A 25,073-nucleotide genomic window follows, 5' to 3' on the forward strand; every position below is an offset into this window, starting at 1 on the left:
ATCCCAAAACTAAAAAATTAGGACGCCATGAGCATTTTTGTTCGGACAGTAGTGAATATATTTCTACAAGTAGAGCACCTTCATGCCATACTGGAGGGCGTTCACGAAACAAAGTAATTGAACGATACAGAAGTAGAAGATGGCAAAATTTAGTCAGTGCGAACAATTCTTGAATTCAAGGCAAATTCAAGAAATAGAACAATACGTAGGTTTTGATTTTCCGAGGGTGTATAAAGAGCATCTTCTTGCCTTCAACGGTGGGAAGTGTTCTCCTAACGTTTTCCAGTTCGGAGAAGGCGGAAAAATAACTCGATCCACTGTCGACTGGTTTTTGGCCATATATGATGGGAAATATGATAACCTGAAAAGATATATTGAGATATATAAAAAGGATAGCAAGAGACTACCTGGTTATATGTTACCTATCGCTCACGATCCGGGCGGAAACCTTATTTGCCTATCGTGCGCTGGCGAAGACAATGGACAGGTTTTCTTTTGGGATCACGAAAAGGAAGTTGATTATACCACATCAGATGATTCTGATTACTCAAACCTTTATTTTATAGCAGGTTCCCTTCAGGAATTCCTGGAAAGCTTACAGGAAATTTAGTCCTCCGCTGCCGGGCTAAAAGAGAGGCTTTCACTGCACTCATTCCATCGCTTCCAACCGCAATTTTCTCAAAAAATACCTGTATATTTCAATGGATAACTTCTGGGAAAATAACCCGATTCTATGCGCTTGTTGAAATACGTTTGTATAATTATGTTACTGGTGCTTACCTCACTTGAAGCCGAGGCCCAAATTACCCCCTCCATCCGCCTTGGCGGCCAGGAACAAAATCAGGTGGACAAGGTCAAGCGTATAGGGAAAGCTGCCAAGCGCACAAAAAAGAGAGAAAAGAAGTCGAGAAAGCAACGCAGAGCAGAAAGAGATTCTCTGGCAAATGCACGGGCCGAGCAGGAGGGCGAGCGGCTTAGGGATGTTGCCAAAGAGGCTGCCAGGGACACTTTGAACCAACGTTTTGGCGAAGAATTCGAGCAATACAGTGACGAGCTTGCAGCTGGAGAAAATGTATACAATCAGGTAAAGGGAGTGTCTGAAGATAGTCTCACGGCAGCGCAGCTGGCCGACACTGTGGCGCATACCGCATTGGAGTACGGAGAGGGGCAGTTAGAACAGGAAGCAGCCAGGGCCCTTGCCGAACAGGGTGAGGGGCCAGACCTTGGTGCTTTCACTCCCGGAGACACGCCTGACCCCAGCCAGCTACTGGGTGCCGGGATGACGAATGAGGAGATGGAGAAGCTCAAGGCCCTGAACGACGCCAGGCAAGCTGCTCGTAAGCTTGCAAAAAGTAAGGACATTCTAGAGGCGCTTCCGAAAATTGAAGCTGCTGCAACCAAAGGAATTCCATCGGTAGATAAAGTCAAACAACGGTATTTTAAATATGGTACAGTTAAGGGTCACCCAGAAAAAAATGTGTTTAAGCAACAGCCCTTTCACAAGCGCTTTATTTGGGGAGGCAACCTGGATGTGGTGATAGGGCTGAAGAACACGATTGACTTCGGGCCTTTTGTCGGGTACAAGATCAACAAGGTGTGGACAGTGTTTATAGGCGGCAAATACCGCACCGAGATCAACTTCAAAAAAGGTTTTTATTTCCGGCGGGGAGAAGATGAAATGCTGGGCTACCAACTGTTTACGCAATATGTATTGTACAAATCCATTTTCGCCTATGCAGGCTACGAAAACAATTTTGCGGCGGCCAAGACGGATCCAAACTCGCCATCCGACAAAAGCCCTGGGAAGGTATGGGTGCCTTCTGCCATGCTTGGCATAGGGAAGAAGTTCTCAGTCAGTGCCAAAATCGGCGCACAGTGCATTTTGATGTATGACTTTTTGTATGACCGCAACACGGCGCTATACCCCCGCCCGTGGCAGGTGCGGGTAGGGTTTTATAAGAAGTAGGCATCTTGCGGATCAATCTGTATTCTTGGGGACTGAATGATTGGTGTGCGGCTAAATAAAAAAGCAAAACTGGTTCAATGCGTCTCGCCCGGCCGGGTTAGGCTTGGACGTTTTGCTTTTTTATAGCCACTCGGGATATTGCGCTTTAAAGTTTGTCCCCCAGATTTTACGCTTTATCCCATTTTGCTGGAGCCAATTCTCCCTTCGGGCACCGCTTGCCTCGAACGTTTTGCCTTTCGGAAAGCCTCAACACTGCATCAACTTACCACCCATTTTTAACTCTTCCTCAAATATTCATTTCACCACATCAATCGGCTGCTTATTTTGTGCTTTCTCGCAAAATTCAACTCCATGAAAAAACTTTCGATGTACCTGTTTTTCTTTCTGGCCATTTTCTCAGGCCAGCTGCTGGCCCAATACCCCACCGACTACCTCGGCAAGGATTTTCACAAAGAACGCCGGCAGGCGCTGCGGGAAAAGATGCCACCCAATTCAGTGGCCGTTATGTTTGCTAATCCCGTTCGAAATCGGGCCAACGATGTGGAGTATGTTTACCATCAGGATCCTGATTTTTACTACTTAACTGGCTACCAGGAGCCACACTCATTGGTGCTTATTTTTAAAGAAAAACAAAAAGATAGTCAGGGAAATACATTCTCAGAAGTGCTATTTACGCAACAAAGACAGGCTCGAAAGGAGATGTACAACGGTGCCAGATTGGGTGTGGAGGGAGCTAAGAGGGAGCTTGGCTTTGAGGCGGCCTACGACGCCACCGAGTTCAAAAATTTCAACATGGACTTCTCCGTGTTTGACAAGATCATGTTCCTCAATTTGCCCTCCGATGTGAGGGACGCACCCGGCGACGAAGCCGATCTCTATAGTCTCCTGTTGCAGTTCAAAAACAAGGTTGACTACCCGGTAGATTTTAATGCCGACAAGTACAAAATGTATGACTATGTCAAGTCGGAGGAGTTCCTGAAGAACCCGCAGGCGGCTCAGATTTTGAGACAGCTGGTCAATAATTTCCCTGATTTTGCCTCAAATGAGCAGATAAAGGCTGTTTTGGAGGCGAAGTCTCCCGAACAACGCAAGCTGATGATTGAAAAGCTGCCAGAGCCCAGGCAAAAGTTGGACGGCTCCTCTCTGGAGAAATACCTGACGGATCTTAGGGAGGTAAAGTCAGCTGAAGAGATAGCACTTCTTCGCATGGCTGTCGACGTGAGTTGTGTGGCGCAGGCAGAAGTGTACAAAGCTATGCGGCCCGGCATGTCGGAATCGGAGGTACAGGGCATTCATGAGTTCGTTTTCAAGAAATATGGCGCCGAAGACCTGGGTTATCCGTCGATTGTCGGGGCGGGCAACAATGGCTGCACACTGCACTATATCAGCAACAACAAGATGGACATCAAGAGCGATTTGGTGCTGATGGATCTTGGGGCGCAGTACCGGGGCTACACAGCCGACATTACCCGCACGATTCCGGCCAGTGGTAAATTTACCAAAGAGCAAAGGGCTATCTACGAATTGGTGCTGAAGGCCCAGGAAGCCGCTTTTGCAAGGTCAAAACCAGGCAATAAGATATCAGACAACACCCTTGTTTGCAGGCAAGTGATCAACCAGGGGCTGGCGGAGCTTGGCATTATTGAGTCGGTCGATGCGCCGCACAATTACTTTCCCCACGGGGTGTCGCATCACATTGGCCTGGATGTGCACGACAGGGGGAACTACCAGGAATTCAAGGAGAATATGGTGTTGACTGTTGAGCCCGGCATCTACATTCCGGAGGGCAGCCCCTGCGACAAAAGGTGGTGGGGGATTGCAGTGCGAATTGAAGACGATATTTTGATCACAAAAGACGGGTACGAGCTGCTCAGCACCCGTGCGCCACGCACTCCCGACGAGATAGAAAAGCTAATGGCGGAAGAGAGTATTTTCTCTAATTATAAACTTCCTGATTTGAAGAAATAAGATTTGAAGAAATTTTTCTCTGAGTCATGAAATAATATGTAATGACTCAGAGAAAAATATGGAAAGTGACTGTTTACTCACCCATCATCCACTGTGAAAGCAGGTAGCCTGCTCCCTTGGTCACTACCTTGTCAAAGCCACTTGGGATTTTACCTTCGGGAAGTAAAATCCACCCATCCATTTCCGCCACTTCGGTAACGTCGATAGCCATAAACGCAGCGCCATCGCCTGAGGCTTTTTCCAGGAACACGTACCTGTTGTTGTCAGCAAATACAGCTGCAATGGCGGGCACTGCATAGCCGGTGGCCTCACCAGTTATAATTTTCCCTTCCACATACATGCCCATGATGAAAGGGATATTCTCCTCTTCGAAGTGCCCGTGGACTTTTACAGCCCTGGTGTTGTCGTCGAAGGCCTTGTCGATCAGGTAGATGTCTGCTTCCAGCACCTTGCCGGGCATCGACGGCAGCATGATCTCCATTTTTTGTCCCTCTTTTACATTCATTGCCTCCGACTCATAAACGCTGAGTTCGGCATGGATGTGGGTGAGGTCCACTATTTCCATAAGGGATTGCCCGGGCGTTATGTAGCTCCCGATTTTTGCAGATACTTCCGTCAGGTAGCCATCCATTGGTGCCCGGATGACAAAAGACCTGGCAATAGTCCCTTTGTCGAGTGTGGCCATATTTACATGCAGAAAGCTCAGCTTCTGTTGTAATGCTTCAACTGAGGAGGTCGTTTGCTCATACACAGCCTGAGCGAGTTGCAGATTCTTCTTTGAGGTGATGGAGTCAGCGGCCAGGTTGCTTTGTCTTTCAAACTCGGACTTTAGCACCGCCAGTTGGCTCCTGTGCTCAAGATACAGCTGTTGCAGATCAACGAATGCCGGCCCCTCCATAACGGCCAGCACTTCTCCTTTCTTTACTTTTTCGCCGATGTGTTTGTCGGCTGATTTTACATAGCTACCCAAAAACGTGGTAACAGAAGCCATGTGCTGCGTTGGAACATCGAGCATGCCATTTGCGGATACAGAGGTTGTGATCGTTCGCTGCTCTATTGTTTTTGACTGGAGACCCGTTTTTGCAATCTGCTGGGCCGACAGTGTCAGGCCATCAGCAGTTTTTTGGGCTTGCTGACTCTCAGCAAGCGGCTCTGCCTGGTTGCTGCAGCCCTGGACGGTAGCTAGAAGTGCAAGACCTAAAATATATATTTGACAACTTTTCATCTGTATAAAATTTAATTTTTAGCGGCCAGATGGAATAGCCTGTACCATTACGGAATAGATCTTAGTCTGTTGACAGATTATCCATTCCGTTGGGTGGGGTATTCCTTATGGCTATTTCATGTGGTGTAGATTAATCAATTAAAAAGAATGCAATGTTGACCTCTGCCAGCTTTAGCTGATGCAGTTGGTCGATGTAGCTTAGCCTGATTTGTCTGGCAGTTTCGAAATTCAACAGCAATTGGTATAAGTCTATTTCTCCTGCGGTGTATGACCTGTTGGCCACTGATATAAGCTCTTCGGCCATTTTCAGCCCCTCAGTTTGGTAATAGGCAACCATTTCCTCAAACTTTAGCCGGTTGGCCTGCAAGCCCGCCCATTCGGCCTCCCTTCGCCGCTCATAATTGTCCAGTTGCTCACCTGCAGCTTCCGCATACAGCTTACTGGCCTGTACTCGCCTCACCTGCGAAAGCCCCAGCAATGGAATGCCAATCCCGAACTGGTAGCCATCAAAATTGGCAGCGTTTTCGCCCTGCCCAAAGCCTTTGAAATACTGGGCCTGAAAGGTAGGTGCCAACCTTGATTCTTCTACTTTTTTGAGTGAAAGGCTGCTGGCTTCTTTTTTTACCAGCTCCCGATACTTTGGATCGTCCTGAGAAGCCTCAATAGAGGTGTTTTTTCCCAGAATATCGGTGCGGCTAAGGGCCTTGGAGGGGAGTACGATTGAATCTTCACTTTGCAGGATGCCTTTGAGCCGTTCCCGGTAATGCGCCACTTCCAATTGCGACTGTGTCAGCGCTGCATGCACTTCGCTGGCTTTCGATTTAGACTGTATAAGCTCAAGTTTGGTGGCGTCACCCACCTCAGCTCTCCGCATCACCACCTGGTTCATGGCAGCATACAGGCTATCCAGTACCCGCCAATGCTCCAATTTTTCCTGCGATTGGGCCATGCCAAGATAGAGAATAGCGACGTCTTTGCTGAGCTGTCGTTTGGCAATATCAAGCTGTGAGGCAGTAATGTCTGTTTGGTTACCCAGGGCCTTTTTGGACGCCGTGTAGAGCCCAGGCCAGGCGATTTGCTGCTGCACGCCAAGCACCCTCAACGGAAAGCCGTTGGGCGCTATATTGTTTTGGTCGTAGCCGTAGTAGATATGGGTGGGGCCGGGATCGAAAGCGGTCTTCTCCAGTTTCTCCACACCTTGCAACGTTTTTTGGGCGGCGTTGATGCCCTGATTGTTCTCCAGGGCGATCTCAATGGCTTTGTCCAGCGTCAACGCAGATGGAGCATTTTGAGCGTTGATCGCAAGGCTGCTGCTCACCAACAGCAACAGCATCGTCGCCTTTTTACCAGGCCATTTGAAAAAGCCAGTTTCCAGGAGCGTGTAGAGTACCGGAAGCACCACCAGTGTGAGGAAGGTGGCTGACACCAGACCGCCGATAACAACGGTCGCCAGAGGGCGTTGCACTTCCGCTCCAGCTGATCCTGAGAAGGCCATAGGGAAGAAGCCCAGTGCTGCCGCCGACGCCGTAAGCAACACGGGGCGCAGTCTCATTTTTGTGCCCATGATTACTCTTTTGTGGATGTCGTTAATTCCTTTGTGCTTTAGTTCGTTGAAGAATTCAATCAGTACAATGCCGTTTAGCACGGCAATGCCGAAAAGTGCAATGAATCCAACGCCAGCAGAGATACTGAAGGGCATGCCCCTGATAGTTAAAGCGATGACCCCACCTATTGCGGCCAGTGGAATGGCGGAGAAAACAAGTAATGCCTCACTGACAGCCCCAAAGGTAAAATAGAGCATGATGAAGATGAGGAACAACGCCACTGGCACCGCCACCATCAGCCTTTTCTTTGCATTTTGAAGGTTTTCAAACTGCCCGCCATAAGTGATATAGTAGCCGACAGGCACCTTCATATCGGCGGCGATGATTTGCTGCATTTCCTGTACCAATGACTCCATATCTCGGTTTCGCACGTTGATACTGACCACAATCCTTCGCCGGGTATCATCCCGTGAAATTTGGGCTGGGCCTGCTTCGTAGGTGATACTGGCCACTTCCCGTAGCGGAACCTGGCCTCCAGCTGGAAGGGCAATGAATAAATTGCTCAAATCCTGCATGTCTTTTCTGTTTTTCACGGCCGTTCTCACTACAAGGTCGAAGCGCTTTTCTCCCTCAAACACAACGCCGGTGGCTTCCCCGGCAAAAGCCATTCTGATCACCCTGTTCACTTCTTTAACCATGAGGCCGTAAGACGCCAATTTGCGGCGGTCGTATTGCACCGACATTTGCGGCAGACCTGCAATTTGCTCCACACTTACGTCAGCTGCACCTTCCACATGCTGGATAAGAGACTTTACACGGTTGCCCATATTGAAAAGCGTATCGAGATTTTCCCCAAAGATCTTAATGGCCACATCAGCCCTTACACCCGTAACAAGCTCATTGAACCTCATTTCGATGGGCTGAGTAAATTCAAAACCAATGCCAGGCAGCACCGACATGGCAGCTTTCATTTTATCAGCAAGCTCATCTTTTGATGCAGCGGATACCCACTGATCTTTTGGCTTCAGCCTCACAATGACATCCGTCATTTCCATCGACATAGGGTCAGTGGGAACTTCCGCCGCTCCAATTCTGGTGATCACCTGACTCACCTCTGGAAAATTCTGAAGCAGAATCCTTTCGAGCTTAGTGCTGATGTCCACCGTTTCCGACAAGGAGGTGCCCGGCTTGAGAATGGGCTGTATCACGTAATCACCTTCATCGAGTGTGGGGATGAACTCGCCACCAAGCTGAATGAATAGGAATACGCTAGCTGCCAGCATAGTGATGGCTGCACCAATAACCAACGCCTTGAACCTCAAAGCGAAGCGGATGGTGGGCAGATACAGGTTTTGTATTTTTTCAATCAGGGCGTCAGAAAACCCTCCTTTTGAGGCCTTCGCTTTTTTGGGCTTAAGAAAGTAAGCCGACATGGCTGGCACGTAGGTCAGACAAAGGATCATGGCACCTATGAGGGCAAAACTGAATGACAATGCCATCGGCTTGAACATTTTTCCCTCAATGCCCGAAAGCGAAAGGATGGGAATGAAAACGATCAGAATGATGACCTGCCCGAAAATGGCGGATCGCATCATTGTGGAGGCACTCGTCGCAGTAAGAGTATCCATTTCGGCGGTTCGCTCTTCGTCTGATAGCTTCAGAAGGCCGTTTGCCCTGGCAGAGATCTGATGCACCGTATATTCTACAATGATAACCGCACCATCGATGATAATACCGAAGTCGATGGCGCCGAGGCTCATGAGATTGGCCGACACGCCGAAGTAGTTCATCAGCGTGATACCAAACAAAAGGCTCAATGGAATAACCGAGGCTACTATCATTCCCGAGCGGAAGTTGCCAAGCAGAAGAACCAGTACGAAGATAACGATGAGTGCTCCAAGAATAAGGTTTTCGGCCACGGTTGTTGTGGTCTTGTCAATTAGTTCAGTTCTCTCCAGAAAGGGGTTGATGTACACGCCTTCAGGTAGAAACTCCCCTATTTCACTTACACGATCTTTCACTGCATTGATTACCTGGCTACTGTTGGCGCCCTTGAGCATCATCACCTGGCCCATGACCTTTTCGCCCTGGCCGTTGGCGGTAATGGCACCAAACCGCACGGCAGTACCAAACCTGACTTCTCCCACCTGCCTGATCAGGATGGGAATGCCATCCCGGTTGCCGATCACCACATTGCCAAGGTCCTCCAGGGACTTGATCTGACCCTCTCCCCTGATGAAGTAGCTCTGGGAGGCCTTTTCTATATAAGCACCTCCAGTCACGTCATTACTGGCTTCAAGCGCATCAAATACTTCTGTGATCGTAACGCCTGTGGCATTCAAGAGTGCCGGATCCACGGCAACTTCGTATTGCTTGAGAAAGCCACCCCAGGTATTTACTTCCACCACGCCTGGTATCCCCGACAAATAGCGTTTGACTATCCAGTCCTGAATTGTGCGAAGCTCTGTGGTGGAATATTTGCCTTCATAACCCGGTTTCACATCCAGGATATACTGGTAAATTTCGCCGAGGCCGGTAGTAATAGGGCCCATTTCCGGCGTGCCAAACCCAGCCGGGATGGACTCCTGGGCCTTCTTGATTTTTTCCGCAATAAGCTGACGAGGTAAGTAGGTGCCCAGGTCTTCGTCGAACACGATGGTGACAACGGACAGCCCAAACTTCGAGATAGAGCGTATTTCCTGCACACCCGGAAGGTTGGCCATTTCCAGTTCAACCGGGTAGGTTATAAATTGCTCGACATCCTGAGTAGCCAGGTTTCTTGACACGGTTAATACCTGCACCTGATTGTTCGTAATATCCGGCACAGCTCCAAGTGGAATTTGACTTAGCGAAAACAGGCCAACGCCCATAATGGCTAAGGAAAATAATGAAACGATCAGCTTATTGTGTATGCTGAATCGAATGATTGAATCGACCATTAACAAATAGATTTAAAGCGCCCGAAAGGGCATGAAAATTAGATAACCAAGAAGATTATCAGGCGCTTTGAGGAGGCTGAAACCAGTTGGATGCGTACTGAAACTGGTAATTGATAGAAAAAGGCTTAAAGTGTTTCACCGCATACTCCTGCACCGAAGCTTGTAAATCGGGTGCTTGGGGGATAGTGAAGAAAAAAGACGCCACCACACCATTGTGTAAAGGCAGCTCTGTTTCGTGTGAAGGTTCACTGTGGTCGGAACTGAGGCTGAAATGGAGCACGAGGAATTGAGGAAAGGTGAGATCCTTATCAAAAACCTTCTTGTGATGCTCATAGTGTGCAATCATAGAGGGCACCTTCTCCAATTCTTTGAAATTGGAACGGGGCAGGATGCTTCCGATGATGAAGTACCCGACAAAAGCCAATGAAAGCAGACTTTTCACAATGCAAATGTATAATTTGATAAACTCTTACAATGGCCACTCATCAATTTGGAATGTATCTAAAGAGGTGATGGCGACCAATAGGCGTGACAGAAGCCCTACTTTTAATGACTTTACTTCTCTCTGTAGTGCTTTTTTCTTTACTTTAGCAATGTCATTCAAATCCTTCGCTGCAATTTCTTCCAATCGAAGGGAAAGTTCTTCTAGTCGGGTTATGTACAAAATTGTTGGAGCAGTGTTTGAAGCCATCGCTGCGAGATTGCCCGGCTAGACCGCACCTGAAAATGCTGTGCTTCTGAGGATTGCCGAAAAATGCATCTTCAATTTCATTGACTTTTGCCTTGTAGTATCAGCCTCTTTGGCCTAAACCTAACTCCCCGCACTGCGCATTGTAAAGATGTGTCTTTCTGCAAACTCCTGGAGGGATTTGAGCAGAATGCGGCGCTTTTGAGACACCGTTAGTGCCGTGCAGCTTGGGGACGTTCTTCCACCCTGTAGAAACTGAGCAAATCGCTTACCTCAAAAACAGGCCCTTTTACAGCTTCTTTTTGCAGAAATGAGTATTGTCGGAATACTTGGGAAAACATACAAAAGACATGATCGAGTTCTTTAAAAAGGCGTGGATGGTACTTAAGAGAGGATCTCTGAGTTTTTTTCAGGAGGATGCTTTTACATACGCAGCATCAATCGCTTACTATACCATTTTTTCAATGCCAGCCGTTTTGCTCATTGCAGTTTCGGTTGGAGCAGCGTTTTACGAAGAAAATAAAGTGCAAATGGAGCTGACTAATCAAATTTCAGCTTTGATAGGATCAACCAGTGCTGCAGAAATTGAGAAAATGCTAGAAAAAGTGGCGATAGAAAGCTCTTCCAACTCTTTGGCTAAGACTTTGGGGATTGTGGCCTTGATTGTTAGTTCAACCACTGTTTTCATATCTCTACAGCTGAGTATCAACAGAGTTTGGAATGTAAAAGCTAAACCAAAAAGGGGAGTTGTTAAGTACATAATCAATAGGCTTCTTTCTTTGGCGATGGTTATCAGTATTGGGTTTATAATGCTGGTGTCGCTACTGCTTGAAAGCTTGCTTGTAATATTGCATGACTTTCTGATGGCGAATCTGGGAGGGGTTTCCGTTTATGTTGTGTCTGTTTTTTCGTTTATCGTTTCCCTGGGGATAGTCTCGTTGATTTTTGCACTGATGTTCAAAATTCTTCCCGATGCGAAAATTGACTGGAAGGATGTGTGGGTTGGCTCTCTGATCACCGCCATCCTGTTCTCGCTCGGCAAATACCTTATTGGCATTTATTTGGGGTCGAGCTCTATTACCACCGCCTATGGCGCTGCAGGTTCAGTGGTAGTTGTGCTTGCCTGGGTGTATTATGCGGCAATAATATTCCTGTTCGGAGCCAAACTTACCTATTCATACGCCGAAATATTCAATAGCAAAATCGAACCCAAATCAAACGCCGTTAGAGTGAAGACGGTGGAAATAGAAACCGACGAATGATATGAGATTAAAAAAAATGGATCATTATTGGTTCGACAGGCTTAGCTGGCGATACACCAACAATAGGAAACAAATCCTAGAAATTTTGATTTTGCGGACTAGAATTGACACAGCAAAGCACGCAGGTTTGAAAGTTAAAACATCCTACTATGGACAATATTACTACCCAATTGGTTGAGTCATTTGAACGGTTCCTGGACATCGTCATCAGAAATGCGCCCGCAATTTTTATAGGCATTATTCTGTTGGTGATATTTCTGTTTGTTGCCTCAGGGCTGCGATCGCTCACCCAAAAGAGACTTACCCGTAGGATAGAGGACAAGCTCCTCGTCAACTTCATAGGCAGGATGGTTTTTCTGTTCGTAAGTGCATTTGGAGTCGTAATATTTTTGAACCAAATAGGGCTTGGCAAAGCAGCCAGTGGCCTGCTGGCAGGTGCCGGAGTGTCTGCGATTGTGATCGGATTTGCCTTCAAAGACATTGGAGAAAACTTTCTTGCTGGCTTTTTTCTCGCATTCAGCCGCCCTTTTTCCATTGGAGACACTATCGAGGTGTTGGAATTGAAAGGAGTAGTGAAGGCACTGAACTTTCGTAATACACATATTCGAACATTTGATGGAAAAGATATTTTTCTACCCAACTCTTCTTTAATCAAGAGCCCTTTGATCAATTACACCCGTGACGGACTTCTTCGGTACGATTTTTTGATAGGTATTGACTATGGAGACGACATTGCAGCCGTAGGCAAACTGATCATCGATACATTATCCGCCGAGAGGCGGATAGAACATAGCCCTGACCTTAAACCCTTTATTTTGATTGAAGAGTTTGGTACAAGTACCGTTAACATAAGGACATATTATTGGGTCAATTCGCAGCGATACGAAGGCTCGGTGGCGGTGCTGCAGAATGATGTAATGAATGGGATAGTTTCGAGCCTTATGAAGCAGGGCTATAGTTTGCCGGCCGACATAGTAGAACTGAAAATATACCAGGAAGGGAAACCTATTCCGCTCAATTTTACCTGTTCCAAGTAGTGAAATCATTTCTCTATTTCTTTTTACGATCGGGTTCAACGAGACGATCTAAACAATTGCCCTTTGTTATTGATTAATAGGGCATATCCTTTGCCTTTCAAGTATGAAAATTCGAATAAAGACCCATGTAAAAGCCGATTTGCAAACGGTAATAGCCGGGTTCACCGACAAGCTTTTTTTAAAGTTAAATCCCCCTTTTCCACCTGTGAAGCTCCGGCGCTTTGATGGTTGCAAAAAAGGAGATAAGGTGGAGCTTGAACTGAACTTTATCTTTTTTAAGCAAACCTGGGAAAGTCTCATCACGCATGATCTCACAAATGAGACCGTTTTTTCTTTTGTCGACGAAGGCGTGCGGCTGCCCTTCTTTCTGAAAAGCTGGAAGCATCACCACCTTAATGAAGCCAACGACGCAGGAGGCACAAGCATCACCGATGATATCGAATTTACCACGCCTGCGTTGCTTACCAATTGGCTAATTTATCCGATTCTGTACTTGCAATTCCTCTACCGCAAACCCATTTACCGAAAAGTATTCAGTAAGTAAGTCTTCTCTTATTTTTATTCTAATTTTGGCGCATCGTGGCCAAAGTAAAATCAGCTTTTTTCTGTCAGAATTGTGGTGCGCAATCACCGAAGTGGACTGGTAAATGCCCCTCTTGCGGAGAGTGGAACACCTACGTTGAAGAGGTAATAGAAAAGGAACACGCTTCCTCGCCCTCCTGGAAAAAAGCCAGCGGCCCTGCCCGTGCCTCTAAGCCTCAGGCGATTGACCAGGTGGAGTCCGTGGCTATGCAGCGGATCAAAACTGCCGATGAAGAGCTCAACAGGGTGCTGGGAGGAGGCATTGTTCCGGGAAGCCTGGTGCTGATTGGCGGAGAACCGGGCATCGGCAAGTCGACGCTGCTGCTGCAAATTGCGCTGCAGCTACCCAACCTCAAGGTGCTGTACGTATCGGGTGAAGAAAGTGAGCAGCAGATCAAAATGCGGGCGGAGCGTATTGGCATCAAAAACAATAACTGTTTTGTGCTTTCTGAGGTAGGCATTGCCAATGTGTTCAGACAAATCGAAGAGCTGGAACCCCAGCTTTTGGTCATCGATTCGATCCAAACGCTTTACTCCGATAAGGTAGAATCAGCGGCTGGCAGTATTTCTCAGATAAGGGAATGCACAGCAGAGCTTATGAAGTTCGCCAAAGAAACCAACACCCCCGTGTTTCTCATTGGCCACATCAACAAAGAGGGCGCTATCGCCGGGCCAAAAGTGTTGGAGCACATGGTGGACACGGTACTACAGTTCGAAGGTGATCGGCATTTAGTATATCGCATCTTACGAACTACTAAAAACCGATTCGGCGCCGCCTCCGAGCTCGGCATTTACGAAATGCAAGGGGAGGGGCTTCGGGAGGTCAAAAATCCATCGGAAATCCTTATTTCACAAAAAGATGGCGATGTGAGTGGTGTGGCCATTGCCGCTACGCTGGAAGGCAATCGGCCTTTGCTGATCGAGATTCAGAGTTTGGTGAGCCCCGCCACCTATGGCAACCCTCAAAGGACGTCTACAGGCTTCGACAATAAGCGATTGAGTATGCTGCTGGCAGTGCTCGAGAAGAGGGGAGGCTTTCGGTTGGGGACGCAAGACGTTTTCCTGAATGTGGCCGGTGGTTTGAAGCTGGATGATCCGGCAGCGGATTTGGCCATCTGTATGGCCATGATTTCTTCTCTGGAAGAAATCCCTGTATCCTCAAAAGTTTGCTTTGCTGCAGAAGTGGGATTGGGTGGTGAGATCAGAGCAGTGAACAGGATCGATGGGAGAATCATGGAGGCTGAAAAACTGGGCTTTGAGGCCATTTATGTTTCTAAGTTTGCGCAACGGGCAATAGAGGGAAAGAAGTTTAAAATAGCCGTCAGGCAGTTTGGAAGAATCCACGAGGTGATATCCGATTTGTTTGGCTAACTAAAAGAGGCAATGAAAGAGTTTTTCGAAGGTTTGGGTATCAGTGAGTCGGTGTTCACCTACGTAGTTATCCCTGCGCTGATATTTCTCGCCAGAGTGTGCGACGTGTCCATTAACACGATACGGATCATCTTTGTGATGCATGGTAAGAAGTTGCTCGCACCGCTTCTGGGTTTTTTTGAGGCCTTTATCTGGTTATTGGCTATCCGTCAAATTATCACCAATATCGATGCCTTCTATTCTTATTTTGCCTATGCAGGAGGCTTTGCGACGGGCACGTTCCTGGGCATGGTCATCGAAGAAAAACTTGCCCTTGGCCGGGTCGTAGTAAGGGTGATTACCCAAAATCCAGCTGAGCAGCTGACAGCCTTCTTAAAAGAGAAAGGCTACCGCTACTCTAACCTCGATGCGGAAAGCAATGATGGCAAAGTCAATGTGCTTTTTACCGTTGTGAAAAGGGACGAGCTGCCAACCTACATCAACATCATCAAAAAATACAATCCCCAGGCTTACTACACTGTGGAGAGTGTGAAAAAGGTAAGCGACGACGATGTATTCGATCAGCCTGCTGCCTACCAGGGAGTGCTGGGGCGACTCAGAGGGATCAACAGGAGCTAGGCGTTAGTTATCCTCCTTCTTCTTCTTCTTGAACCAGCTCTTCCAGGTTTTTGGCTGCTTCTTTTTGGTGATGATGGTATAAATATCCTTTTTGCGGATCACCGTAGGCTTTTTCAGTCTTGGGTCGGTGGGGTAGTCCACTCCTTCATCGTTGCTGGAAAACTTCGGTTTGGACCTGTGTGCTGGCGGTAAATCAGTTTCTTTCTTCGCTTTGCCACTTCCGATAATAAGGTTAACCCCCATTTTAAAGTCCAGTGTGTTCATGTTGCCTACATTGGCAAATCCAATCAGATTGTCTGAAGCGATATAATACTGAACAGGACCGCCAGTCATCGACAAAGCGAGCCCTGGCCGGGGCCATTGCTGCGGAAGCTTCACCACGCTGCCTGAGGCAACAATGCCTGGCGTTAGCTGTTTGACATAAGACACGGCGAAGGCCGATTTTACTTTGCCTACGAGGAGTTGATTCATCATTGTAACTGTGACTCTATCCACAGGACCAAGTAGCAGCGATCCGCTTACTATTGATTTGGCACTCAACATGGCCGAATATGGATCGGCCGTTTCCTTTGGTGTAAAGGCGTTCTTTAGTGAGTCAATAGTGCTTTCTATATCACCATCAGCTGTGAAATAGACACCCTGAAAAGCAAATGAGGTGTCGCTAAGAATGAAATTCTGGCTAAACTCCTTCCAACGGACATAGCCGAGGTCGGTGATAGAGGCCGACAGGCTGTACAGGTTTTGATGAGTCCACGTGGCACCGAGGTCGATAGCTGCCCCCTTGTTTGGGTTCGAAAGCAGGTAGCCAACGGAGGGATATTCATTTACTCCGGCTGCATTTAAGCCAGCCCTTTTGAATAGAAAACCGTAGCTATAGGTTTCCGGCTCAATATCCACTCTGGCGTCCATCCCCCATAGTGTTTTCACATTGTATATCCCCTGGATCAGCTTTATTCTGGCGCCAATTTTCAGGTCATCATTCATCAGGGACGTATTCACGCCAACGCCATACTCTCTGAAGTAGGAAGCGCTGAAAGCCGACTTGCCTATATTGAGCGGCTGGCCTACAAGCGAGTTGGTGCCTTCCCAGGCTGCCTTTATCAGATTTTTGGTGTACTGGCCCCGCACATTAATTCGTTCGTTGACAAAGAAGCTGTAGCCAAAGGAAGACTTTTCCGGCTTGATACCCACATAGAGCAGGGGGATACTAGTTTCAAATAGCAGGGCATTCCTCTTTTTGAGGTGAGAGACCACCTTGTCAACGTCCAGCTTCACGGAGTCATTTTCCAGTTTGGTGAACGCCCTGTTGTAACCGAATCTGTTGTTAACATGCAGTCCCATTTCGGAAATGACCGGCAGGCCCAAAACCAGTTTTCCTTTTATCTCATTCGCCGGATTCAACCGGCTGTTTTGCGGCACAGCATCACCCAGCGTGTATAGTCCCAGCCCATTTTGCCCCTTCACAGTTGCGAAGCAGCAAATAATGACCAATATGGTTGTTAGCCAGCGCCTCATTGGGTTTTTATTTTCAAGCGGCCCAAAACAGAAATATTGATGTCAAGTTTGTAGTCGGCATACAGCTTGACGTACTCCTCGTCGGCGGCATTAAACGTATTGATTATAATGGCCACATTGAGATGGTCAGCGCTCTTTAGGGCCTGAGTGCCCTCTGTTCCCAACACAATTTCTGAAAGCAGCTTTTTTGATTCCAGTGTACGCCCCGATGCGTCAACTTGCGGGGCTGACAGCACCAGCTCTTCTGGCACGGTGAAGAGAATGGTGTCGTGTTCGTCAGCAAAGTTGACAGCGAGTCGCCCCTCAAAGGGCATTTCATTTTCGGTGTAAAATCTCAAAGCTGCTTCCTGAAGATTTTTCAGGTCGATTTCGTCGGTTCCAAACTTAAGGTTGGTGGTGAACTCCTGCATCCTCACTTCGAAGGGTAACTCCACCACAGTGATGGTCCTGAACCTGCTGCTGTCTGTCATGAAATTCAGGTAGTCCTTTTCAAAAACATCGGGGTTGGAGATGACTGTCAAAGGCAAGTTGAATTTGACGGGGGTGATGCCAAAAAGCTCCCTGATGTTTGAGTTTTGTGCGTTGATGACAAACTCTGAGTGGCTGGTTTTTCCGATGGAATCGAGCTTTGGATAGTTCACAAATTGTAGCGACTCGGTTATTGATCCGGTAAGCGCAACTGAAGTGCTGTCATTATTACTTGCGGAAAGGTTGTTCATCAACAGGCCCGATGGAAACCCAAATGAGTTATCAACTTTGAGAATAATTTTGGGATCTTTAAAGTCGAGCCCGTAGTCTCCAAACGTTTCAAAAAACTTTAGCTCTATCGTCCTGTCCTGCAGGAGCCCTTCTTTCCGGTCGAAGTAGCCATGCACATGAGAGTATGTTGCTTCGGAGAAGTCAATCGAAAAACGAAAAAAATCCGAGAAATCGACCGACTGGCCAGGCTTCACCACTACTTTTCCTTTGATGATAACATCAAAATCGTTGGCCTCTTCCCGCCTTCGGAAAAGAAACTTTTTGCCAGCCAGCGTCATTTTTTTGATCGATGTTACCGGCACTGTTGTGCCAAAGTTTAAAGTATCCGAAATGCCAACCGATGAATTTTCGGCCGTCTCAAACATAGAAGGAAAGCCAAACTCCAGAATGACGTCACTCCGGAAGCGGGAGTTAATTTCCAGTGCCAGGTTTCCGCTATTAAAAAAAATAGAATCGACCTGCTCACCAAAAAAGGCATCGAAAGAGAAGGTGATCACCTTTTCGAATTCGATCTCCTCGGTCTCTCCGCCAGGAGACGAAGACACGAATGGAAAGACTATATCACTTTTATTAATAGGGGGGAAATAGAGAAAAGCTTCCCGTTCGTCATTGTACGAGGTGTCCATATACACGATGGTCATGAACAAATCCTCACCTTCTTCAATGGTCAACGCATTGTCCTGAAGGTCGCCTACCAGTTCCCGCATGGTGTATCTCGACACTCCCAACGGAACAGCGAGCGTTGGCTGGTAGTCGGGAATATCCAGGTTGCCAAATTCGAGGTCATTTATTCCGCAGCCAGAAATCAGAATGGCCAAAGCCCCTTTCATTAGCAAGGACAATGGACTTTTCTCCAAAAAAGTCATTAAGGTCGATAGTATAAAAAAAATAATAACATGAAGAAGTCGTCACGCAGAAACGCATGTTGTTCCTTTACGCAGGTATTCTCCTAAAACCGGCCCTGCCCTGTAGCCCGCCGGTATGAATTGTATAAATGACAGAGCCTTTACGAAAGTAAGCATTTTTAATCATCTCAAGCAGGCCAAACATCATTTTCCCAGTGTAGACGGGATCTAAAGGGATGGCATATTGGTCTTCGAAGGCCTTCATAAACACAATCAAATCATCTTTGACCTTTCCATATCCACCAAAATGGTAGTGGTTTATCATGTCCCAATTGCCAAAAGCGCTTAGGCTGTATTGCTGTTGCAGCGCTATTATTTCTTCGGTAAGGAAATTGCCTTTCAACGCTGAGAAGCCAAGTATTTGCCCCTGTCCCCTCAGGCAGTCTATGCATCCAGCCATCGTGCCACCCGTTCCCACCGGTAAGGCCAGATAGTCAAAAGGAGTATCGATTCGGGCGACCATCTCTGATGCTCCTTTTATGGCCAGGTCGTTCGTGCCACCCTCCGGAATGAGAAAGAAATCACCGAATAGCATCCTCATTTCATCGGCAAATGAAGCAAATTCCTTCTCTCTGTATTTGGCTCTTGATATCCTGTGCAAGACCATTCCGTTCTCAAGCGCTAGTGCCAGGGTGGGGTTGGTCAGGTCGGCATCCTCGCCTCTGATGACACCAATCGACTTCAGCCCAACGGCCTTGCAAGCGGCTGCAGTAGCGGCGATGTGGTTAGAGAACGCCCCACCGAAGGTCAGCAATGTGTGGTGGCCGAGTTTGCCGGCTTCCAGAAGGTTATATTTTAGTTTCCAGTACTTATTTCCCGAAATGTGAGGATGGTTTAAGTCTTCTCTTCGTACAATGAGTTGTACGCCAGCCTTTTCAATAAAAGGTGCCTTAATTTCAATCTCGGGAACAGGCTGTGCTGCTGGATAAATCATTGATTCAAAATTGGCAGAACTTCTGTGTATTTTTGCACCATGAGCGAAGAAATTGATTTGGGAGAAGATTTTTTGGATGAAGAAGGTGAGCTTTTTGAACACCACAGGATTGTGGTGGATAAAAAGCAGAGCCCTGTGCGAATAGATAAGTTCTTGACTGACAGGCTTCCCAATACTACCCGCAACAGAGTACAAGATGCCATTCGGGATGAGTTTGTTCAGGTAAATGAAAAGGCTGTAAAGCCAAACTATAAGATTCACCCGGATGACGTGATCACGGTTTCACTGCCTGAGCCTCCCAGAGACACTGAGGTGGTGCCCGAAAACATTCCACTTAATATTGTTTATGAAGATGAGCACCTGCTTGTGGTCAATAAACCCGCTGGCATGGTAGTTCATCCGGCTTTTAATAACTGGTCAGGCACGCTTGTAAATGCCCTTACCTACCATTTTCAGCAGCTGCCGGAAATGAAAGGCAATGAAGGAAGGCCCGGCTTGGTGCATAGAATCGATAAAGATACCAGTGGACTGCTGGTAATTGCCAAAACAGAGCTTGCCATGAACTCTCTGGCCAAACAGTTTTTCGACCACTCTATCGAACGCACATACTATGCCCTGGTGTGGGGGGTGCCTGAGCAGGAAAAGGGTACTGTTGATGTCTTTCTCGGAAGAAGCTTGAAGGACCGCCGGGTTACTACAGCCTTCCCCGATGGTGACTTCGGCAGAAATGCTGTCACGCATTATGAGATGCTGAAGGATTTGAGGTATGTAGCGCTGATCAAGTGCAACCTGGAAACGGGCCGCACTCACCAGATCAGGGCACACATGAAGTACATCGGGCACCCGATATTCAACGATGCTACCTATGGAGGTGACAGGGTAGTAAAGGGCACCATTTTCACCAAGTACAAACAATTTGTGGACAATTGCTTCAAGCTAATACCCAGGCAGGCCCTTCATGCCAAGTCGCTGGGGTTCATACACCCTGCCACCAAAGAGTTTGTGCAATTTGAGTCCGAACTGCCGGAAGATTTCACTTCTGTAATCGACAAATGGGAGCACTACCTGCAGTATAATTAGAAACCCCCTAAAACTTTTTCTGCTTCTATTGTGACTTTTCTGCTGATCTCCTGATTTTAATAGGAAAGTTGGTTCTTTTGAAAGAGGAGACTCACATAGAAAACGCACGATCGGACTACAACGAAGAAGAGCTCCTCCTTCTTTCGAAGAAAAATATTGACCATTTCGGCAAGATTTATAACCAGCAATACGACTCGATTTTCCGATTTGTCTTGCGCAAAACGGACGACGATGAGTTGGCAGCCGACCTTGTTTCGGAAGTGTTTCTTAAGGCCATGCTGGCCATAAAAAGGTTTCAGTACTATGGTGTGCCCTATCAGGCCTACCTGATGAAAATAGCCAGAAACGAGGTGCTGGCCCACTATCAGCGAACAAAGAAGCGGATGGTGATCAGCATTGATGAGACCAACCTGAGAGAGATTCTACAGAACGAGGTAGAAGTGAAAATGGAGGCTGAAAAAGTGATCAGTCTTATCGACCTGCTCGATGAGGACGAAGTGGCCATTCTGGAGCTCAAGTTTTTTGAAGGGAAGGCATTTTATGAGATCGCTTTCATCCTCGAAAAGAATGAGAGCACAGTGAAGATGAGGTATTACAGGGCGTTGCAAAAGTTAAAAGAAAAGGTGTCGGGGCAATGAAGAAGTACGATATACGGATACGGAGGGGAGCTTTTCAGGAAAAGCGGACGTCGAGGTACAAGAACTTCGACCAGCTGAGCCGTCGGTACAAGAAGGAACGGGTCAAACAGGTGATGACCAGATTGTTCTATTTACTATTTCTGGTGGCAGTAAGCGTAGCACTCTTTTTTCTATTTCGATAACCGTAAACTTTAAACACTACAAAAATGGAAGCAAAGAAAAACCCCCGAGCAGATGTACAGCGCCGATACGGCCTGCATCTGTCCATTGGATTTATGGTGGCCCTGGCCCTGGTAGTCACTGCTTTTGAATGGCGCACGGCTTATGAACCGCCGATTACTTATGAGGATATTGATAACCCGATACCCTTGCTTGATGAGGTAATTGCTACGGATATACCTGAACCTCCGAAGCCAAAAGTTGTCATGCCAGAAGTTGTTCCTGTCCCTGACGAAGAGATTCTCAAGGAGGAACCGGTGATTTTTGATAGCGACGAGGCTGAGAAAGTTGAAGACATTCCTTTTTTGACTGAGGAACTTCCTGATGAGGAGGTCGATAAGTTTTATGAATATGTTGAAAAAATGCCAGAACCAATGGGCGGCATGGCTGATTTCATGGCATTCCTGGGAAAGAATATCAGGTACCCAAAAAGCGGCATCAGAAACGATATTCAGGGCAAGGTCTATGTGCAGTTCATTGTAGATGAGCAGGGCAACCTGACGGACTTAAAGGTGATTAAGGGCATCAACGAAGACTTCGATAACGAGTCGCTGAGGGTGCTTTCCAAAGCACCTGCGTGGAAGCCAGGCAGGCAGGGCGGGCGGCCCGTCAAAGTGAGGATGGTGCTGCCGATTATTTACAAGCTTCATTAAAGTACATGAGAAGGGCTGGCGATCCCAGCCTTTCTCATTAAGGTCAGGTGCCGCTCCATTTAATTGTACAGCCAATGGCTTTGGTAAGCGTTACAGGAACTTTCTTGCTGGAAATCAGCGCATCTACGGCATCTTCTACATACTTCTTGTCAGCCTTATCCGAGTCCTGGTGGTTGTTGTCGATGGCGCCGATATAAGCGACCCTAAGCTTGCCACTTTCTTTGTTCAGCAAAAAAACATGAGGCGTTCGGGCAGCACCATAAGCACGGGCTATTTCCTGGGTTTCATCAAGCAGGTAAGGGAAGCTAAAGCCTTTCTTTTTGCTATTGGCCTGCATCGCTTCAAACGAATCGCCGGGCGACAGCGAGCCGTTGTTGGGCTGAATGGCAATGACCGGATAGCCATCTCCCTTGTATTTTTTGTCAAGAGCAATGATCCTTTGCTCGTACAGCTTGGCATAGGGGCAGGTGTTACAAGTAAAAACCACAATAAAGCCTTTAGCCTCTTTGTAGTCTGACAGGCTTACTGAGGCACCGTCCACATTTTTAAGCTGAAAGTCCCTGGCTATATCTCCTACCTCGTATCCCCCATCAAAAGGTGCGGCACTGATCTGAACAATGGCCAGCAACACTAGCAAACTGATTGTCTTTTTCATAGTAAGCAGGGTTTAGTTTATAAAAGCTTCAATAACCTCAGACAGTTCCCCTTCTTTAAACGTCTTTTCATAGAACTGTTTTTTGCCGGTTTTTGAGTTCACAATGAGTGTCGCCGGAATGGCCCCCGACCACGAAGGAGAGACTTTATCTATAAACGAATTATAATCGGTTTCGTCTAGCAAAAGCACTCTTGAGTGAAGGTCATTTTTATCAATGAACTTTTGTACTTTCTTTTCAACATCCTTGCCGAAGTCAAAGCTGACCAGAATAACAGAAACCCCTTTGTCTCTGAATTGACTGTCAGCAGCTTCAAAATAGCCTATTTCTTCTACGCACGGTTTACACCAGGTAGCCCAAAAGTTAATGACTTTGATCCCATCCTCTTTGGCATTGATAATCGCCCCCAGCTGCGGATACTTTATTACCTCTACATCTTGCGCAATGGTAGCACTGGCACCGAATAGAAAAAATAACAAAAGTACTGAGCGTGGCATACCACAATTTACGAATTATACGTCAGTAATGTTTTTGTCAACGAAGCGATGTGGATCTTAACCCCACAGATATCCACATTTAGTAAGAGTTATCCACATCCGCCCGCTGCCCTTTCCACAAGAGTTTGATTATCAATAGAATATAAAAGTACTCCGAATGGAAACCTCGTGGATAAGTTCGCCCGTTTTCCACAAATACGGTTACTCTTCCTGGTTTTGACGGATGAGTTTGCTGCGGTAGGCGCTGAAAATACTGGATTTAGAGACGAAGCCGATGTACTTCCCGTTGTCGATAACCGGAAGATTCCAGGCCTGCGAAATTTCGAACTTGTTCATCACGCTTTGCATTTTTTCATTAGAAGAGACAAATGCCGGAGGCGCTGTCATCCAGGTTCTCACAATAATGCTTTTTCGGGCCTCTTCATTGAACATGATCTCTCTCACATCGTCCAAAGTGATGATTCCTTCCAGCTCACCCAGGTCATTCACAACTGGGAAGATATTGCGCCTCGACTTCCTGACCAACTTCACCAGGTCATCCAGTGTGGCATTTGGATGAATGGTTAAAAGATCAGTTTCCACTATTTTCTCAAGCAGTATCTGGCTAAGTACCAGCCTGTCTTTGTCGTTGGGGATGAGGTCGCCCTTTTCCACAAGGTGCTTGGTGTAAATGGAATATTTTTCGAAATAGGAAATAGTGCTATACGATATAGCGGAAACCAGCATCAATGGAACGAACAACGTATAGCCGCTTGTGATTTCGGCAATAAGGAAGATGGCCGTAAGCGGGGCATGCAACACGCCGCTCATAACGCCACACATGCCCACCAGCGTAAAATTGCTCAAACTCAGGTTGGTAAATGGAAATACCTGCGTGATGGTGCGGGCGTAAAAGTAGCCAGTAACGCCACCCAGGAAGAGGGAGGGAGCGAAGATACCACCGCTGCCACCAGCGCCAATGGTGGTGGCAGATGCGATTGGCTTAAGGAGCATGACCGCAAACAAGAAGAAGATGATGATAAGCCCGTTCTCCCTGAGGCCATAAAATAAGCTCCGCTGAAGCACTTCATCTTCGTTTCCGTTGAGAAGCGACTTAATGGTTTCATAGCCTTCACCATAAATTGGGGGAAGAATGAGAATGATGAGCGCAAGGGCAGCACCACCCATAAGGGCCCTGTTAAAGTCATTGTTTATTCGGGACAGCTTCCCTTCAACAAAATAGGTGAGCCGGGTAAAGTATAAGGAGACTAAACCGCATGCTACACCAAGCAAAATGTAATAGGGGGTATCGGCCGCCGCAAAGGAATCTTTTAGCTGAAATGAGAAAAGGATGTCGTTTCCCAACAACGCTTTTGACACAAGGGAGCCGGTTACCGAGGCAATCAAAATCGGAATAAACAATGAAATGGTGACATCGGCCAGGATTACCTCGATGGCGAATATAACGCCAGCAACAGGTGAGTTGAATATAGCCGAGATGGCACCAGCTGTTCCACAACCTATTAAAAGCGTTCTCTTTTTGTAGTTAAGATGAACAAGCTGGGCAATATTGGAGCCGATAGCCGAGCCTGTGACCACTATAGGGGCCTCCAGCCCCACAGAACCACCAAAGCCAACAGTGATGGCACTGGTGATCATGCGGGAGTACATTTTCGACCTCTTGATGATACTCGAATTTTTGGATATCGAGTAGAGGACGTGGGTGATACCGTGGCCGAGCTTCTCTTTGAGGACGTATTTGGAAATGATCAGCGTGATCACAATACCAATCAACGGATACACCAGATAGGAGAAATTGATATCATACAGATAAAAATTTCTCTCCAGCATTCGTTGAATGAAGTGGACGCTGCTCTTCAACACCACAGCAGCAATGCCTGCAATGGCCCCGACAATCCCAGCCAGGATCAGAATGAAGTTCTTATCGCTGATGTTTCTGAGCCTCCAAATGAGAAATTTCAGAAGCACATCATTTCCTCTCATATCGTCAAATGTACTACAAAATATAAGAGATGTCGAC

Annotated in this window: 22 protein-coding genes; 12 read left to right on the forward strand and 10 right to left on the reverse strand. The window is 47.1% G+C overall.

What is annotated here, in order from left to right; all coding sequences use genetic code 11:
• Positions 1–139: 139 nt before the first annotated feature.
• From AAC052_RS17745 to AAC052_RS17755, 3 genes are all read left to right on the forward strand, one after another.
• On the forward strand, positions 140–610 hold the full coding sequence (locus AAC052_RS17745; RefSeq protein ID WP_339814851.1) for an SMI1/KNR4 family protein: 471 nt from the start codon (positions 140–142) through the stop codon (positions 608–610).
• Between the two features lie 153 nt (positions 611–763).
• Positions 764–1,966: a hypothetical protein gene (locus AAC052_RS17750; protein WP_339814852.1), complete on the forward strand. Its 1,203-nt coding sequence runs from the start codon at positions 764–766 to the stop codon at positions 1,964–1,966.
• Between the two features lie 351 nt (positions 1,967–2,317).
• On the forward strand, positions 2,318–3,934 hold the full coding sequence (locus AAC052_RS17755) for an aminopeptidase P N-terminal domain-containing protein (RefSeq protein WP_339814853.1): 1,617 nt from the start codon (positions 2,318–2,320) through the stop codon (positions 3,932–3,934).
• 73 nt (positions 3,935–4,007) lie between these two features.
• Here the strand turns inward: AAC052_RS17755 and AAC052_RS17760 are convergent, their stop codons facing one another.
• The 4 genes from AAC052_RS17760 to AAC052_RS17775 form a co-directional block, all read right to left on the reverse strand.
• A complete protein-coding gene (locus AAC052_RS17760; protein ID WP_339814854.1) occupies positions 4,008–5,159 on the reverse strand; it encodes an efflux RND transporter periplasmic adaptor subunit in 1,152 nt (383 codons plus the stop codon).
• 130 nt (positions 5,160–5,289) lie between these two features.
• Positions 5,290–9,642, reverse strand: coding sequence for a CusA/CzcA family heavy metal efflux RND transporter (locus tag AAC052_RS17765; protein ID WP_339814856.1), 4,353 nt, complete (start codon positions 9,640–9,642; stop codon positions 5,290–5,292).
• Between the two features lie 58 nt (positions 9,643–9,700).
• Positions 9,701–10,084, reverse strand: coding sequence for a hypothetical protein (locus AAC052_RS17770; RefSeq protein ID WP_317488776.1), 384 nt, complete (start codon positions 10,082–10,084; stop codon positions 9,701–9,703).
• 27 nt (positions 10,085–10,111) lie between these two features.
• On the reverse strand, positions 10,112–10,333 hold the full coding sequence (locus AAC052_RS17775) for a hypothetical protein (protein ID WP_317488775.1): 222 nt from the start codon (positions 10,331–10,333) through the stop codon (positions 10,112–10,114).
• Positions 10,334–10,680: 347 nt separating this feature from the next.
• On the opposite strand from AAC052_RS17775, the gene AAC052_RS17780 reads away from it, so the two are divergent.
• The 5 genes from AAC052_RS17780 (at position 10,681) to AAC052_RS17800 (ending at position 15,200) form a co-directional block, all read left to right on the forward strand.
• Entirely contained in the window at positions 10,681–11,592 is a 912-nt protein-coding gene (locus AAC052_RS17780; RefSeq protein ID WP_317488774.1) for a YihY/virulence factor BrkB family protein, read from the forward strand.
• Positions 11,593–11,741: 149 nt separating this feature from the next.
• Positions 11,742–12,629 carry a mechanosensitive ion channel family protein gene (locus AAC052_RS17785; RefSeq protein ID WP_339814858.1) on the forward strand — a complete coding sequence of 296 codons (888 nt, stop codon included), beginning with the start codon at positions 11,742–11,744 and terminating at the stop codon, positions 12,627–12,629.
• Between the two features lie 103 nt (positions 12,630–12,732).
• Positions 12,733–13,173: a hypothetical protein gene (locus AAC052_RS17790; RefSeq protein ID WP_339814859.1), complete on the forward strand. Its 441-nt coding sequence runs from the start codon at positions 12,733–12,735 to the stop codon at positions 13,171–13,173.
• A 35-nt stretch (positions 13,174–13,208) separates the two neighbouring features.
• Positions 13,209–14,582 carry a DNA repair protein RadA gene (gene radA, locus AAC052_RS17795; RefSeq protein WP_339785581.1) on the forward strand — a complete coding sequence of 458 codons (1,374 nt, stop codon included), beginning with the start codon at positions 13,209–13,211 and terminating at the stop codon, positions 14,580–14,582.
• 12 nt (positions 14,583–14,594) lie between these two features.
• Positions 14,595–15,200 (forward strand): DUF2179 domain-containing protein, encoded by a 606-nt coding sequence (locus tag AAC052_RS17800; protein WP_339814861.1) that lies wholly within the window; start codon positions 14,595–14,597, stop codon positions 15,198–15,200.
• Positions 15,201–15,203: 3 nt separating this feature from the next.
• Here the strand turns inward: AAC052_RS17800 and AAC052_RS17805 are convergent, their stop codons facing one another.
• The 3 genes from AAC052_RS17805 to AAC052_RS17815 form a co-directional block, all read right to left on the reverse strand.
• A complete protein-coding gene (locus tag AAC052_RS17805) occupies positions 15,204–16,715 on the reverse strand; it encodes a DUF5723 family protein (RefSeq protein WP_339814863.1) in 1,512 nt (503 codons plus the stop codon).
• Entirely contained in the window at positions 16,712–18,340 is a 1,629-nt protein-coding gene (locus AAC052_RS17810) for a hypothetical protein (protein WP_339814865.1), read from the reverse strand. The genes AAC052_RS17805 and AAC052_RS17810 overlap by 4 nt, the downstream gene beginning before the upstream one ends.
• A 67-nt stretch (positions 18,341–18,407) precedes the next feature.
• Positions 18,408–19,313: a pyridoxal-phosphate dependent enzyme gene (locus AAC052_RS17815; RefSeq protein WP_339814866.1), complete on the reverse strand. Its 906-nt coding sequence runs from the start codon at positions 19,311–19,313 to the stop codon at positions 18,408–18,410.
• A 39-nt stretch (positions 19,314–19,352) separates the two neighbouring features.
• Between AAC052_RS17815 and AAC052_RS17820 the strand changes: the two genes are divergently transcribed.
• The 4 genes from AAC052_RS17820 to AAC052_RS17835 all read left to right on the forward strand — a co-directional run bounded on the left by AAC052_RS17820 (position 19,353) and on the right by AAC052_RS17835 (position 21,903).
• Positions 19,353–20,393, forward strand: coding sequence for an RluA family pseudouridine synthase (locus tag AAC052_RS17820; RefSeq protein WP_339814867.1), 1,041 nt, complete (start codon positions 19,353–19,355; stop codon positions 20,391–20,393).
• 77 nt (positions 20,394–20,470) lie between these two features.
• Positions 20,471–21,031, forward strand: a complete 561-nt coding sequence (locus AAC052_RS17825; protein WP_339814868.1) for a sigma-70 family RNA polymerase sigma factor — start codon at positions 20,471–20,473, stop codon at positions 21,029–21,031.
• Positions 21,028–21,213: a hypothetical protein gene (locus AAC052_RS17830; protein ID WP_339814870.1), complete on the forward strand. Its 186-nt coding sequence runs from the start codon at positions 21,028–21,030 to the stop codon at positions 21,211–21,213. The genes AAC052_RS17825 and AAC052_RS17830 overlap by 4 nt, the downstream gene beginning before the upstream one ends.
• 24 nt (positions 21,214–21,237) lie before the next feature.
• Positions 21,238–21,903: an energy transducer TonB gene (locus AAC052_RS17835; RefSeq protein WP_339814872.1), complete on the forward strand. Its 666-nt coding sequence runs from the start codon at positions 21,238–21,240 to the stop codon at positions 21,901–21,903.
• A gap of 43 nt (positions 21,904–21,946) precedes the next feature.
• Here AAC052_RS17835 and AAC052_RS17840 read toward each other — a convergent pair whose 3' ends face one another.
• From AAC052_RS17840 to AAC052_RS17850, 3 genes are all read right to left on the reverse strand, one after another.
• Positions 21,947–22,558 (reverse strand): thioredoxin family protein, encoded by a 612-nt coding sequence (locus AAC052_RS17840; RefSeq protein WP_339814874.1) that lies wholly within the window; start codon positions 22,556–22,558, stop codon positions 21,947–21,949.
• A 12-nt stretch (positions 22,559–22,570) separates the two neighbouring features.
• A complete protein-coding gene (locus AAC052_RS17845) occupies positions 22,571–23,053 on the reverse strand; it encodes a TlpA disulfide reductase family protein (protein WP_317488762.1) in 483 nt (160 codons plus the stop codon).
• Between the two features lie 201 nt (positions 23,054–23,254).
• Entirely contained in the window at positions 23,255–25,036 is a 1,782-nt protein-coding gene (locus tag AAC052_RS17850; protein ID WP_317488761.1) for a chloride channel protein, read from the reverse strand.
• Between the last annotated feature and the right edge of the window lie 37 nt (positions 25,037–25,073).

Source organism: uncultured Imperialibacter sp., from assembly GCF_963974565.1.
Taxonomy (GTDB): domain Bacteria; phylum Bacteroidota; class Bacteroidia; order Cytophagales; family Cyclobacteriaceae; genus Imperialibacter; species Imperialibacter roseus.